Source organism: Dyella ginsengisoli (assembly GCF_044904665.1).
GTDB lineage: Bacteria > Pseudomonadota > Gammaproteobacteria > Xanthomonadales > Rhodanobacteraceae > Dyella_A > Dyella_A ginsengisoli.
In genome coordinates this window covers 312953-325445 of the sequence record NZ_JADIKM010000005.1, presented here as the reverse complement: position 1 = coordinate 325445, position 12493 = coordinate 312953, and the positions used below count along the sequence as shown (strand labels likewise).

The 12493-nt window shown below is 68.3% G+C and carries 12 protein-coding genes; 6 read left to right on the top strand and 6 right to left on the bottom strand.

From position 1 onward, the window contains the following. Nucleotides 1–204: 204 nt before the first annotated feature. Together ISP17_RS17360 and ISP17_RS17355 are read right to left on the bottom strand one after the other, a co-directional pair. On the bottom strand, nucleotides 205–480 hold the full coding sequence (locus ISP17_RS17360) for a hypothetical protein (RefSeq protein ID WP_377302938.1): 276 nt from the start codon (nucleotides 478–480) through the stop codon (nucleotides 205–207). A 209-nt stretch (nucleotides 481–689) separates the two neighbouring features. Then, a complete protein-coding gene (locus tag ISP17_RS17355; RefSeq protein WP_404635390.1) occupies nucleotides 690–1292 on the bottom strand; it encodes a sulfite oxidase-like oxidoreductase in 603 nt (200 codons plus the stop codon). Nucleotides 1293–1459: 167 nt separating this feature from the next. Here ISP17_RS17355 and ISP17_RS17350 point away from each other — a divergent pair, with 167 nt between their 5' ends. Then, nucleotides 1460–1897, top strand: coding sequence for a PepSY domain-containing protein (locus ISP17_RS17350; RefSeq protein ID WP_404635388.1), 438 nt, complete (start codon nucleotides 1460–1462; stop codon nucleotides 1895–1897). Nucleotides 1898–2000: 103 nt separating this feature from the next. Further along, complete coding sequence (locus ISP17_RS17345) at nucleotides 2001–3326, top strand: PQQ-dependent sugar dehydrogenase (protein WP_404635386.1); 1326 nt, start codon at nucleotides 2001–2003, stop codon at nucleotides 3324–3326. Between the two features lie 45 nt (nucleotides 3327–3371). Here the strand turns inward: ISP17_RS17345 and ISP17_RS17340 are convergent, their stop codons facing one another. Then, a complete protein-coding gene (locus tag ISP17_RS17340) occupies nucleotides 3372–4796 on the bottom strand; it encodes a methyl-accepting chemotaxis protein (protein WP_404635384.1) in 1425 nt (474 codons plus the stop codon). 275 nt (nucleotides 4797–5071) lie between these two features. Between ISP17_RS17340 and ISP17_RS17335 the strand changes: the two genes are divergently transcribed. Next, entirely contained in the window at nucleotides 5072–5953 is an 882-nt protein-coding gene (locus ISP17_RS17335; RefSeq protein ID WP_404635382.1) for a formate/nitrite transporter family protein, read from the top strand. Between the two features lie 645 nt (nucleotides 5954–6598). Here ISP17_RS17335 and ISP17_RS17330 read toward each other — a convergent pair. Next, on the bottom strand, nucleotides 6599–8518 hold the full coding sequence (locus ISP17_RS17330) for an esterase/lipase family protein (RefSeq protein ID WP_404635380.1): 1920 nt from the start codon (nucleotides 8516–8518) through the stop codon (nucleotides 6599–6601). A gap of 152 nt (nucleotides 8519–8670) precedes the next feature. Between ISP17_RS17330 and ISP17_RS17325 the strand changes: the two genes are divergently transcribed. Beyond that, nucleotides 8671–9675 carry an NAD(P)H-quinone oxidoreductase gene (locus ISP17_RS17325; protein WP_404635378.1) on the top strand — a complete coding sequence of 335 codons (1005 nt, stop codon included), beginning with the start codon at nucleotides 8671–8673 and terminating at the stop codon, nucleotides 9673–9675. A 123-nt stretch (nucleotides 9676–9798) separates the two neighbouring features. Then, nucleotides 9799–10500, top strand: a complete 702-nt coding sequence (locus ISP17_RS17320) for a pirin family protein (RefSeq protein WP_404635376.1) — start codon at nucleotides 9799–9801, stop codon at nucleotides 10498–10500. A 60-nt stretch (nucleotides 10501–10560) separates the two neighbouring features. On the opposite strand, the gene ISP17_RS17315 is transcribed toward ISP17_RS17320, so the two are convergent. After that, the gene (locus ISP17_RS17315; protein WP_404635374.1) at nucleotides 10561–10965 is read right to left on the bottom strand and encodes a GFA family protein; all 405 of its coding nucleotides are present in this window, start codon (nucleotides 10963–10965) and stop codon (nucleotides 10561–10563) included. A gap of 176 nt (nucleotides 10966–11141) precedes the next feature. Here ISP17_RS17315 and ISP17_RS17310 point away from each other — a divergent pair, with 176 nt between their 5' ends. Continuing rightward, a complete protein-coding gene (locus tag ISP17_RS17310; protein WP_404635372.1) occupies nucleotides 11142–12074 on the top strand; it encodes an MBL fold metallo-hydrolase in 933 nt (310 codons plus the stop codon). A 9-nt stretch (nucleotides 12075–12083) separates the two neighbouring features. Here ISP17_RS17310 and ISP17_RS17305 read toward each other — a convergent pair whose 3' ends face one another. Then, nucleotides 12084–12434: a tRNA-binding protein gene (locus ISP17_RS17305; RefSeq protein WP_404635370.1), complete on the bottom strand. Its 351-nt coding sequence runs from the start codon at nucleotides 12432–12434 to the stop codon at nucleotides 12084–12086. Between the last annotated feature and the right edge of the window lie 59 nt (nucleotides 12435–12493).

Sequence of the window (12493 nt, the reverse complement as noted above, 5' to 3'; positions counted from 1 at the left end):
CGTTGCGCGTACTCCACGCCCTGAAGCGCAGCCCAGTCGGATTTGTTGCCCAGCGACTCCGGGCCGTAGCAGCCGGACATCGCGAGCACAGTGGTGTAAGACAGCAGGACCCAATGACGCTTCATGCGAGGCCTAACGCTTGAGTTGAGCGGCGGCGGAGCCGTCCGCCTCGAACGATGAGTTAGATGCCTGCCGAGCAGCCACCTATTTGACACGTTTGTTGATCGCTAAAAGGCGCGCAACGACCGCCTCGCCGATTTTTTGAAACTGCTCGTCTGACAGTTCCATGTTGTCTAAGGACTCGTTGGGGTACGCATTGTGAGTGAAGAAAACTTTATGCCTCCAGACTCGCTGCCGCGCAGCCGGGTCGTCCGCGACAACGTCATCGAATATCAGTCGAGAACTGCCGTCACCGAGGTCGCGAAGGCAGATGACTATGCCTTCCTTTGCGCGATGAGTGCTATCAGTTTCCTGCGACATGTGCGCTCCCTGCATCTAACGCTATGTAGATTTCAAAACGCAGTCTAACGCTGCGGCCTAATCCGGTGGAATCCTGAGCATCCCAAGACAATTTACCGGTCCATCAACGTCTTGAAGCACATCCTGCAGCCTAATCCACCCGCCTAATCCTGCCATCTTTGCCTGGCTCGCAGGCCGCAGCTCGCGCCCCTGTCCAGTAGATAGCGCCCTCACCCGCCCTCCCCAAACCGCTCCTCCTTCCACGGATCGCCGCGCAAGTGGTAGCCGCGCAGTTCCCAGAAGCCGGCTTCTTCACGAGCGGTGAATTGCAGTCCGGTGAACCATTTGGCGGATTTCCAGAAGTACAGGTGCGGCACCAGCAGGCGGGCCGGGCCGCCGTGGGCGGGAGTGAGGGGCTGGCCGTCGTAATGGGTGGCGATCATGGCGCGGCCGTCGAGCAGGTCGGCCGTGGCGAGGTTGGTGGAGTAGCCGTCGGCACTGTGCGCGAGCAGAAAGCCGGTGGGCGCGGCGAGGCCGGCATCGGCGAGCAGGTCGTCGAGGGCGACGCCCTCCCACGCGGTGTCGAGTTTGGACCAGCGGGTGACGCAGTGGATATCGCGCACGATGCGCTGCCGCGGCAGCGCGCTGAAGGCCGCCCAGTCCCAGCGTTTGAGCGGACGCACGCCGTGCTTGAGGGTGAGCGTCCAGTCGGCGGCGCTCAACGCAGGCGTGGCGTCCATCGACATCACGGGGAACTTGGCCGTGAGCACCTGGCGCGGCGGCAGGCGCGCGGTGAGGTCGGGGGCGTGATCGCGGTGATCGGAACCGGACATGGCAGGGCATCCCTCAAGGCCAGACCTGCGCGACCTTAGCACCGCCACGCGTCTGGCTTTCGCACGCAACTGGCTGAACGGACCACGTGGTCGCCACGCCACCTTCACCGCTTGCTGATCGCACCGGGCCAAGACTCGCCACTCCCTTTACACAGGAGACGCCCGCGATGAAAACGATCGCTCTTTCCGCCGCCCTCGCCCTCGCCCTGGGCGTGGCAGGCGCCGCGATGGCGCAGTCCCAGTCCAACGGCGCCCTCACCGAAGCGCAGGTGCGCACGCGCCTGCAGGACCAGGGCTACAGCCACATCGATGACCTGAAGTTCAAGCACGGCATGTGGCACGCGGAGGCTCGCAGCGGCAACGGCAAGCACGTGGACCTGCGCATCGACCCGGACAGCGGCAAGGCCTACGCGGATGAGCAGAAGGTGTCGCGCCTGAGCAAGGACGACGTGCGCGCCTCGCTGGCCAGCGCCGGCTACACCGACGTGCACGACGTGGAGTTCGAGGACGGCATGTGGCGAGCCAAGGCCGAGAACAGCGCGGGCAAGGACGTGAAGCTGCAGATCGATCCCGATACCGGCAAGGTGGTCGGTACCGACGACTGACACGTGACATGGCGTGCGCGCCGCCTGCACCCGTGCAGCGGGCAAGCGCGTATACATGGCCGGTGGGGCAACCCACCGGCTTTTTCATTGATGGAGTCCGGCCATGCGCCCCCTGTTTCGCCGCTCGTGTACCGCCCTGCTCACCGCCACGCTGCTCGCGCTCGGCGGCTGCGGCGACAGCGCCACCCTCGACGTGAGGGACGGCAGCGGCCCGCATCCCACCCTGCCGCCGCCGCACGCCACGCTGCTGCCGACGGTGAAGATCGCCAGGGCGGTGGGCTGGCCGGCCGGCGCCGCCCCCAAGCCGGCGCCGGGATTGGCAGTGCAGGCCTTCGCAAAGGATCTCGATCATCCGCGCTGGCTCGCCGTGATGCCCAACGGCGACGTGCTGGTGGCCGAGACCAACGCCCCGCCGCGGCCGCAGGACAGCGCCGGCTTCAAGGGCTGGGTGGCCGACCGCATCATGACTCGGGCCGGCGCCACCGTGCCCAGCGCCGACCGCATCACCCTGCTGCGCGATACCGACGGCGACGGTGTGGCCGACGTGCGCAGCGTGCTGCTCGACCACCTGCATTCGCCGTTCGGCATGGCGAAGGTGGGCGACACGCTCTACGTCGCCAACACCGACGCGGTGATGGCCTTCCCCTTTCACGAGGGCGAGACGCGCATCACCGCGCCCGGGCGCAAGCTGATCGACCTGCCCGCCGGGCCGCTCAACCACCACTGGACCAAGAACCTCATCGCCAGCCCGGACGGGCGCACGCTCTACGTCACCATCGGCTCCAACAGCAACGTGGGCGAGAACGGGCTGGAGGTGGAGCGCGACCGCGCGCGGATCATCGCGGTGGACGTTGCCAGCGGGCAGTCACGCCCGTATGCCACCGGCCTGCGCAACCCCAACGGCATGGCGTGGCAGCCGCAGAGCGGCGCGCTTTGGGTGGTGGTGAACGAGCGCGACGAGATCGGCTCGGACCTGGTGCCCGACTACATGACGAGCGTGCGCGACGGCGGCTTCTACGGCTGGCCGTGGAGCTACTACGGCCAGCACGTGGACACGCGCATGCAGCCCACCGATGCGGCGAAAGTCGCCGCGGCGATCGCCCCCGACTATGCACTGGGTCCGCACACCGCGTCACTGGGCCTGGCCTTCTATACATCCGGCCTGCTGCCCGCGCACTACGCCGGCGGCGCCTTCGTGGGTCAGCACGGCTCGTGGAACCGCAAGCCGATCAGCGGCTACAAGGTGGTGTTCGTGCCCTTCACCGATGGTCGGCCCAGCGGCCTGCCCGAAGACGTGCTCACCGGCTTCGTGGATACCCAGGGCCAGGCCCGTGGCCGGCCGGTAGGCGTGGCGGTCGACGGCCGCGGCGCACTGCTGGTAGCCGACGACGTGGGCAACACGGTGTGGCGGGTAACGCCGGCGCGGTGATCATCGCCGGAGCACAGCCTTCAGGCACCTGATCACGCGCTCGGCTCAGGACCTCACCGGCGGCCGGTAGCCGATGCGGAAGGCGCCCCAGTGGTGGCCCTTGACCAGGATCGGGGCGGAGACGTCGTACATGGTTTCGCCGGTATCGCGCTTGTAGGTCTGCAGCAGGTAGGGCCGCGTGTTGGCGGCGCAGCGGCTGATGGTGCGGTCAGTGAATCGACGCTTGGAGCGGCTGACCTTCACGTCTTTCTCGTAGTCGCCGGTGAGCGGCTGCGAGAAGGCGCGGTTGTGCGTGCCGAAGTAGCCGCCGTCGTCCATCGAACAGGCGAACGCGGCCTCGGGGTTGGCGGCCAGCACCGGCTCCTGGATGGGCGGCAGCACTTCGTCGGTGTAGCTGTCGTAGCGGGTGCGGAATTTCTCCGGCCGCGTGCCGGGCACGCTCTGGTAGGCGCGGTCGAGCAGATCGTCCAGCGTGATGCGGCCCTCGTCGATGCTGCGCTCGAACTGCGCGCTCACTTGGGCTGCGGCACGCATGGCCGCCTGGCGCAGGCGCAGGTGCAGCTCGTCGGCCTGGTCGATGGTGGCGTCGAACAGTTCTTCGGCCACATCCGCCTGGGCGAGGCTGGCGTCGGCGGCCTTGGGCAGTTCGCTCTCGGTATGGGCAAGGCCCTCGAGCATCGCCTGCACGGCACCGGATATCTGCCGCGTGGCGTCGACGTGGGTGGCGGCCATGCCGGCGATGCGCTGGATCTCCTGCTCGGCGTCGGCCGCGAGATGGCCGATGCGGCCGAGCACCTCCACGGCCACCTCGGCCTGCTCGGCACCCTGGTTCACCTCGTCGCTGAGCGCCTGCATGGCGCTGGCGGTGCGGTCGGCCTGGTCGTGCACGTCGTGCAGCGAAGCCAGGATTTCCTTGGAGGCGTCGCGGGCGCGATGGGCCAGCTCACGCACTTCGTGCGCCACCACGGCGAAGCCCTTGCCGTGCTCGCCGGCGCGAGCGGACTCGATGGACGCGTTGAGCGAGAGCAGGTGCGTCTGCATGGCGATGCCGCCGATGACATCGGCGATGCGCTGGATGGTCTCGGCCTGCTGCTGCAGGGTGCGCATGTCCTGCACCGTGGCGGCGGCACGTTCGCGCGCCTGCTGGAAGCGGCCCAGGCTGCGGGCGATCTCGGCGCTGCCGCGCTCGCTCTCCTGGCGCGAACGCGCGGCCACGTCGCTGGCGCGGGCGGCGCCGTCGGCGATCTGGCGGGTGGTGTCGGCGATGGCATCGGCATGGCCGGCGATCTCGCGGGCGCGCGCCACATCTTCGCTGGTCTTGGCCTTGAGGCGATCGAGAAAGAACGAGTTCTCCGCGCCGCCGAGCATGATGCGCTCCAGCCGCGCGGCGATGAATGCCGCCAGCGCGTTGCGCGCACTGCCGCTGCGCCGAAGGCCGACGCGCGAGACGAGCCCGATCAGGGTCAGCATGATCCCGCCCCCGGCCGCATACGCGCCGCCCGAAGGCCACGCGATCGGCGGGGCATCGGAGGTGGCAAGCGTCAACAACACACCGGCAAGCAAGACCATGCGCAACCCTCCGCGAGGGCCATGACAGAACAAGGGCCGCGACACGCTGCGGGCCAGGGAAATGGGGCTACTGACTGGCTTATCGGCGCACGTACGTGCGACTTGAGGCGGCTCACGACGCGAGCATGACGGTGAACCGCCTAGGGTGGCCGGATTGATCACCCCGGGATGCCGCCATGAGCCAGCTGGCCAGCAAAGAGCAGACCACCAAGGAGGATGGCGAGGGCTTTGCCATGTCGCGCGAGGAACGCGGCGACGTACATCACCTGCGCCCGCCGCGGCCGGTGGTGCTGCACGAGACGATTCGCCGCGAGGGCGAACAGGAGCTGGCGCGCAGCGTGTCGGCGCTGGGCTGGTCGTCGCTGGCAGCCGGCATGACCATGGGTTTCTCGATGCTGGCGCGCGCCCTGCTCCACCATCACGTGGAGGGGTTGCCCGGCGCGTTCCTGATCGAATGCCTGGGCTATCCGTTCGGTTTTCTGGTGGTGATCCTGGCGCGCCAGCAGCTGTTCACCGAGAACACCATGACGGCGGTGCTGCCGCTGATGACCGACCCCGGCTGGGCCAAGTTGGGCTGTCTGCTGCGGCTGTGGGGTGTGGTGTTCGCCGGCAATGTGGTCGGTGGCGCGCTGTTTGCGTGGGGCGTGCTGCACCTGCAGCTGTTCGATGCGTCTACCCAGGCCTCGCTGCACGCGGTGGGGGCGGCGCTGATGCAGAACACGCCTTGGCAGATGTTCACCAAGGGCATCGCGGCGGGCTGGCTGATCGCCACCATGGTGTGGCTGCTGCCGGCGGCCGAACGCGGCAAGATCGCGGTGATCGTGATCGTCACCTACGTGATCGCGCTGGGCGACTTCACCCACATCATCGTGGGCTCGGTGGAGGTGCTCTACCTGGTGTTCGACGGCGCGGCCAGCATGGGCGACTACGTGATGCGCTTTGCCCTGCCCACGCTGGCCGGCAACATCGTGGGCGGCAGCCTGATCTTCGCGCTGATCAGCCATGCGCAGGTGCGCAGCGATGATGAGAGTGATGGTGGGCGGGAGGCGGGGCATTGAGCGGCGCGGCTCGGGGGCGTGGATGGCTGGGGGCGCCAGCCGGCACGGGACTGGGCGGCGGCGCTTCGACTTCGCCGGCGGGGTGCCGGCCACGCTCTGCGCGAACGGTTGGGAGGGCGCGCCGGCTCTGGGCACGCGCGTGACTGCACGACGATCGATCGCCTCACGGGCATTTCCTTCTCCCCCCGGGAGAAGGTGGCGCGCAGTGACGGATGAGGGTTCGGTCGGTGCGCGATGGGGGATCCGACAGGACAGTGAATCTCGCTCCGACCGAACCCTCGCCCCGACCCCTCTCCCGGAGGGAGAGGGGATTGTTGGAGCGTTGCGATTTCCGTTCGCTTGGCGGGCTGCGGCGCTTCGACTTCGCCAGCGGGGCGCCGGCTCTGGGCATGCGCGTGACTGCACGACGATCGATCGCCTCACGGGCGTTTCCTTCTCCCCTCGGGAGAAGGTGGCGCGCAGCGACGGATGAGGGTTCGGTCAGTACGCGATGGGTGATCCGACAAGACAGTGAATCTCGCTCCGACCGAACCCTCGCCCCGACCCCTCTCCCGGAGGGAGAGGGGATTGGCACGGCATAGCTCAGGGCAATGGTGGAGTCTTCGCCGAGGCCACCGTGCCGAGCGTGCGGACATGCCGACCTTTTCAGCGCGCGCCTGATGAAGGCAGCACCGCATCCCCCTGCCCCAGTCCGGCGTGCTCGCGCAGGATGCGGCGGATCTCCAGGATCGCCTGCGGCGTCTCCTGCACGCTGTGGCCGGAGACGATCACCTTCTCGCTGGCTGCTCCATCGAGATGCGCGCTGGCATAGGGCACGAAGCCATCGGTGGATTGTTCCAGCGGCCCTTCCGCGCTGCGCCGGGCGATGATGGAGTGATAGCGTACGTCGGGGACGATCGGCAGTTTCGCGGTGGCGCGCAGGTACGGGTTGGTATCGCGCAGCAGGTCGACGCCGGTGGGGGCGGTGCGGAACAGCGCGGCCTGTTCTGGCAGCTCGCCGGCCAGCGCATCGGCAATGCGCGCGGTGGCATCGAGCAGGGTCTTGGGCAGGCGGATCAGCTTGGCTGCCATGCGCGCCAACCAGTGCCCGGCCACCGGCGTGCCGGCATGCGGGGCCGCCAGGAAGATCGCCTCGTCCACACCGGGCAGCGGCGTGATGGAAAGGTACGGCGCCAGCGCGGCGAGCCGCTTGCGCCGCGGCGAATCCGGCGGCGCGTGGAAGATGCGTTGCCACAGCGTGTCGCCACTGTTGACCACCAGCAGCCGCGCGATCACGCCGCCCATGCTGTGCCCGATCAGCGTGACGTGGTGGCTGGCCGGCGCGGTGCCGCTGGGGTCGAGCGCGGCGAAGGTCCGCGCCAGCGCCGCGCGGATCTGCACCAGGTTGACCGGGATCGGCACGTTGGTCGGGTAGTAGACCTCCCAGATCTGGTAGCGCTTGCGCAGCGCCTCGTCGCCCATCACCTCGTTGGCGAGGTTCACCCAGGCCTCGGGGCTGGACGCCAGGCCGTGGATCATCACCACGGTCAGTCGCTCGGGGTCGTACGGCTGCATGAGGAACACGCGCGGGTGATCGAGCGCGTTGTCTCGCCCGAGCAGATTGTCGATGGCCTTGCGGCCGAAGCCCGAATCGGCCAACCACAGGGCGTACGGCGCGCTGAAATTGGCGGCCAGCGGCACCGTTTGGCCGTCCATTTGCGCAGTGTCCCGGCGGTACGGATCGAGCGCGTCGACCACCGCCTCGCGCGTGTCGAGCACGGCGGCCAGCGAGTCGCCGGGGAAAGTGAGCAGCACGGTGGCGGGCAGATAGCCGGTGTCGGCGAACGGCGTGGCCTTGGCGCGCCGGGCCTGGACGGTGGGGCGCGCCACCATCACCACTTCGGCGCCCAGACCGTCGCGGCGGTAGACGCTTTCCAGCCCGTCGATGCGCAGGCGCGAGGCGGGCACCATCGCCTCCAGCTTCGGCGCGCCGCGCGGCAGCACCAGCTCGATGTTGCCGTAGCGCAGCTGCCAGCCATCCACCGCCTGGGTGCTGCCGGGCACCGGCGGATGGAACCGCCCGGCCCGCTGGCCTTGTTCGAACATCAGCGCGGCCACCCGTTCGACGGCGTAGTTGTAGTCGTCGCGCACCTGGGTCTGGCGATCCTCGAACGCACGCTCGCGCGGCGAGCGGTCGCCGAAGAACAGGTAGGCGTAGGCGTAACGCGCCGCGTCGAGATAGCCGCTGACGCGATGCGTGTCGGTGTCGGTCGCGGTCTTGTCGACCTTCAGTGCCTCGCCCAGCGCCAGCTCGGCCAACGCCGAGAGGCGCGCGTCGTTGTCGAGCAGGGTCGCCTGTCGCAGCGCCTGAATACAGGGCTTGGCGACGGTGACGCACCCGTCCGGATCGAGGCCGAGACGGGAGATCGCATTGCGCGTGGCGAAGCTCAGCGCGCCGGTGGTGAGCACGTCGCCGCGGCGGTTCTCGTCGTAGGTGCGGGGGTTGTCCTGCTTGACGTGGACCAGCGCGCAGCCGGCAAGCTGGATCGCGAACAGGACCGGCAAGGCCGCAAGGGCCAGACGCATGAATGCCGGCACGCGTCGTGTCGCAACTGTCCGCCAGCCTCGCCGCATGCGCTCCTCCCGCGATGGAGGTGCAAGGGTACATCGCACCCTGCACCACCGATGGGCGATCATGGCCGCTTTCCGAGACCTGCGAGGCAGCCACGATGACCAGCATGCATGCCATCGAAATCCACCAGCCCGGCGGCCCCGAAGCGCTCGTCGAGTGCGAGCGGCCGCGACCGGTGCCTGGCCCGGGCGAGGTGCTGATCAAGGTGGCGGCATCCGGAGTGAACCGGCCGGACGTGTTCCAGCGCCAGGGCAAGTACCCGCCGCCGCCCGGCGCCTCCGACCTGCCGGGACTGGAGGTGGCCGGCACGCTGGTGGACGGCGACTTCGACAGCGCCAACCCGTTCGGCCTCAAGGCCGGCGATGCGGTGTGCGCGCTGCTCGCCGGCGGCGGCTACGCCGAGTACGCGGTGGCGCCGCTGGGCCAGTGCCTGCCGGTGCCGAAGGGGCTGAGCCTGGTCGAAGCTGCCTCGCTGCCGGAAAACCATTTCACCGTGTGGAGCAACGTGTTCGACCGCGGCCAGCTCGGCCACGGCGAAGGCGGCGCGGACGAAACGCTGCTGGTGCAGGGCGGCTCCAGCGGCATCGGCGTGACCGCGATCCAGATCGCCCACGCGCTGGGCCACCGGGTGTTCGCCACCGCCGGCAGCGACGACAAGTGCCGCGCCTGCGAGGCGCTGGGCGCCACCGCCATCAATTACCGCACGCAGGATTTCGTCGCCGAGGTGAAGCGGCTCACCGACGGCCGCGGCGTGGACGTGGTGCTCGACATGGTGGCCGGCGACTACGTGCCGCGCGAGCTGGAAGCGATGGCCGAGGGCGGCCGGCTGGTGATCATCGCCACGCTGGGCGGCACAGAGGTGCAGTTCAACGCCGGCGCGCTGATGCGCCGGCGGCACACCATCACCGGCTCCACGCTGCGCAACCGACCGGTGGCGTTCAAGGCGGCGATCGCGCGGCAGCTGCACGATGTGGTGTGGCCATTGATCGAGCGCGGGGCGATCCGGCCGGTGATCCATCAGGTATTCCCGGCCGAACAGGCGACCCAGGCGCATGCGCTCATGGAAAGCTCGCAGCACATCGGCAAGATCGTGCTGGCGTGGGAGGGATGATCGTTTCCCAAATGTAGCTAATTGAACAACAGTCAGTTCATTTTGCGCATCTAGGCGCATTCCGGAAACAAGCCTATCGTTCTCCCCATGGCGCCAGACGGCGCCTCCACCTGGGAGAACGTGATGATTGAACGCAGACCCTTCAACAGCCTCGGCGGCGCCGACCACGGCTGGCTCAACGCCAAGCACCACTTCTCGTTCGCCAGTTACCACGACCCCAAGCGCATGGGCTGGGGCGCGCTGCGCGTGTGGAACGACGACACCATCGCCCCGGGCACCGGCTTTCCGCCGCACTCGCATGGCGACATGGAGATCATCACCTACGTGCGCGAAGGTGCCATCACCCACCGCGACAACCTCGGCAACGTGGGCCGCACCGAAGCGGGCGACGTGCAGGTGATGAGCGCGGGCAGCGGCATCACCCATAGCGAGTACAACCTCGAATCGGGCACCACACGGATCTTCCAGATCTGGATCATCCCGACCGAAACCGGCAAGCCACCTTCGTGGGGTGCCAAGCCGTTCCCGCGCGGCGAGCGCTCGGGCAGGTTCGTGGCGCTGGCCAGTGGCTTTGCCGACGATGGCGACGCCCTGCCCCTGCGTACCGACGCCCGCGTGCTGGGCGCCACGCTGAAGGCCGGCGAGAGCACCACCTACGTGCTGGCTGACGGACGGCAGGCGTACCTGGTGCCGTCGACCGGCGCGGTCGAGATCAACGGCGTGAAGCTGGATGCCCGCGACGGCGCGGCCATCCGCAACGAATCGGCCCTGCGCGTGACGGCGCTGGAAGATGCCGAACTGGTGCTGGTGGACGCCGCAGCCTGAGGCGCGCGCACGGAGACGTGACGAGAACGGCGGCCGCAAGGCCGCCGTTTTGCTTGTTGGTCAGAGGTGCCGGGTTTCGGCTGGTGCGTGATGCCAGTTGTCGTGGCGCCCGTCGGCGTAGCGCACCGGCGCGGCGATCAGCTCGGCCGGATCCACGTCGTCGAGCGACGCCAATTGCACTGCCACATAGTGGCCGCCGACCTCCTCCACGTAGCCGCGCGCAAAGCTGCGCACGCCACAGCTGCGGCAGAACAGGTGGTGCGTGGCCTTGCGGCCGAACTGGTAATCCGATTGCGCATCCTCCCCGGCCAGCAGGCGGAACGCGTCGGGCCGAATGATGACGTTCCAGTTGCGGGTCTTGGCGCAGATCGAGCAATTGCACTTGTTGGTGCCGGCCGCCAGGTCAATGTCCGCCTCGAAGCGCACCGCGCCGCAATGGCAACTGCCCGTGTATGTCTTCTGCATCCTTGTCACTCCGAGGGGGAAAACCCAAAGGGTGCCGCTTGCACGTTGGTGGGACAAGCCCGCCCCGTCGCGCCGGTCTTGCGGTCGCCAGGGGCGCGACATACCCGACAAAGGTTCAACTGTTCATCACGTCCCGGCTTGCTACCCTCGAACGCTCGATTGCAGCGGAGGCGCGCATGAGCAACGAACACGGCATCCACACCATCGACACCGGCTTCGTGCGGCAGCAGTTCGACGCCGCCTACCTCGTGGTGGAGGGCGGGCGCGCGGCCTTCATCGATTGCGGCACCAATTACGCCGTGCCGCGCATGATGGCGGCGCTGGATGAGGCCGGGCTCACACCCGAGCACGTGGACTGGCTGATCCTCACCCACGTGCACCTGGATCACGCCGGCGGCGCGGGCGAGCTGATGGCGCAATTGCCGCATGCCAAGCTGGTGGTGCACCCGCGCGGTGCGCGCCACATGATCGATCCCTCGCAGCTGTGGGCCGGCGCCAGCGCCGTGTATGGCGAGACGGTGATGGACGAGACGTACGGCCGGCTGCGGCCGATTCCCGCCGAACGCGTGGTGGAAGCGCCGGACGGCCATATCGTGCATCTGGGCGATCGGCCGCTGCTTTGCATCGACACGCCGGGCCACGCGAAGCACCACATCGCGATCTACGACGAAAAGGCCAACGCATGCTTCACCGGCGACACGTTCGGACTGTCCTACCGCGAGCTGGACACCGACAAAGGGGCGTTCATCATCCCGACCACCTCGCCGGTGCAGTTCGATCCGGAAGCGCTGCACGACTCCATCGACCGGCTGCTCGCGATGAAGCCCGAAGCGATGTACCTCACCCACTACGGCCGCGTGGAACAGGTGGAGCGCCTGGCCGCGGACCTGCACGCACAGATCGATGCCATGGTGGCGCTGGCGCGCGAGGCGAACGGCAAGCCGAACCGGCACGAGACGCTGAAATCAGCGCTGGCCGACCTCTATGCCAGCCGCGCCGAGGCGCACGGCTGGCTGCAGGGCCGCGAGGCGCTGGAAAGCTTGGTGCTGGGCATGGACATCACGCTCAATGCGCAGGGGCTGGAGGTGTGGCTGGATCGCACCGCCTGAGGTGGCGCCTCAGCTCAGCCGCGCACCGTTCGGCACCGGCCGCTCGACCGTGGTGATCACCACGCCCTCGTCGGTGTGGAAGCCGGTCAGCAGGAACTGCGAGCGGAACGGACCGATCTGCTTCTCGGGAAAATTGATCACCCCGACGATCTGCCGCCCGACGAGATCCTCGGCGCGATACAGCGCGGCGATCTGGGCACTGGTCTTGCGCTCGCCCCAGGGGCCGAAATCGGCCCACACCTTCCACGCCGGTCGTCGCGCTTCGGGAAACGCTTCCACCCGGGTGACGGTGCCGGCGACGATGAGAACTTTCTCGAAATCGGACCAGACGATTTCGGCAGCGGGAACGATGTCAGTCATGCGGGTAAGGATGCGCCGTGAGAAGGCCGCACGTTAACCGCAATCGCGCTGGTCGCCCA

Coding starts and splice junctions, on each gene's coding strand:
- ISP17_RS17360 (WP_377302938.1), bottom strand. CDS start 480: ATGTCGCAGGAAACTGATAGCACTCATCGCGCAAAGGAAGGCATAGTC.
- ISP17_RS17330 (WP_404635380.1), bottom strand. CDS start 8,518: ATGCGTCTGGCCCTTGCGGCCTTGCCGGTCCTGTTCGCGATCCAGCTT.
- ISP17_RS17340 (WP_404635384.1), bottom strand. CDS start 4,796: ATGCTGACCCTGATCGGGCTCGTCTCGCGCGTCGGCCTTCGGCGCAGC.
- ISP17_RS17335 (WP_404635382.1), top strand. CDS start 5,072: ATGAGCCAGCTGGCCAGCAAAGAGCAGACCACCAAGGAGGATGGCGAG.
- ISP17_RS17315 (WP_404635374.1), bottom strand. CDS start 10,965: ATGCAGAAGACATACACGGGCAGTTGCCATTGCGGCGCGGTGCGCTTC.
- ISP17_RS17320 (WP_404635376.1), top strand. CDS start 9,799: ATGATTGAACGCAGACCCTTCAACAGCCTCGGCGGCGCCGACCACGGC.
- ISP17_RS17325 (WP_404635378.1), top strand. CDS start 8,671: ATGCATGCCATCGAAATCCACCAGCCCGGCGGCCCCGAAGCGCTCGTC.
- ISP17_RS17305 (WP_404635370.1), bottom strand. CDS start 12,434: ATGACTGACATCGTTCCCGCTGCCGAAATCGTCTGGTCCGATTTCGAG.
- ISP17_RS17355 (WP_404635390.1), bottom strand. CDS start 1,292: ATGTCCGGTTCCGATCACCGCGATCACGCCCCCGACCTCACCGCGCGC.
- ISP17_RS17350 (WP_404635388.1), top strand. CDS start 1,460: ATGAAAACGATCGCTCTTTCCGCCGCCCTCGCCCTCGCCCTGGGCGTG.
- ISP17_RS17345 (WP_404635386.1), top strand. CDS start 2,001: ATGCGCCCCCTGTTTCGCCGCTCGTGTACCGCCCTGCTCACCGCCACG.
- ISP17_RS17310 (WP_404635372.1), top strand. CDS start 11,142: ATGAGCAACGAACACGGCATCCACACCATCGACACCGGCTTCGTGCGG.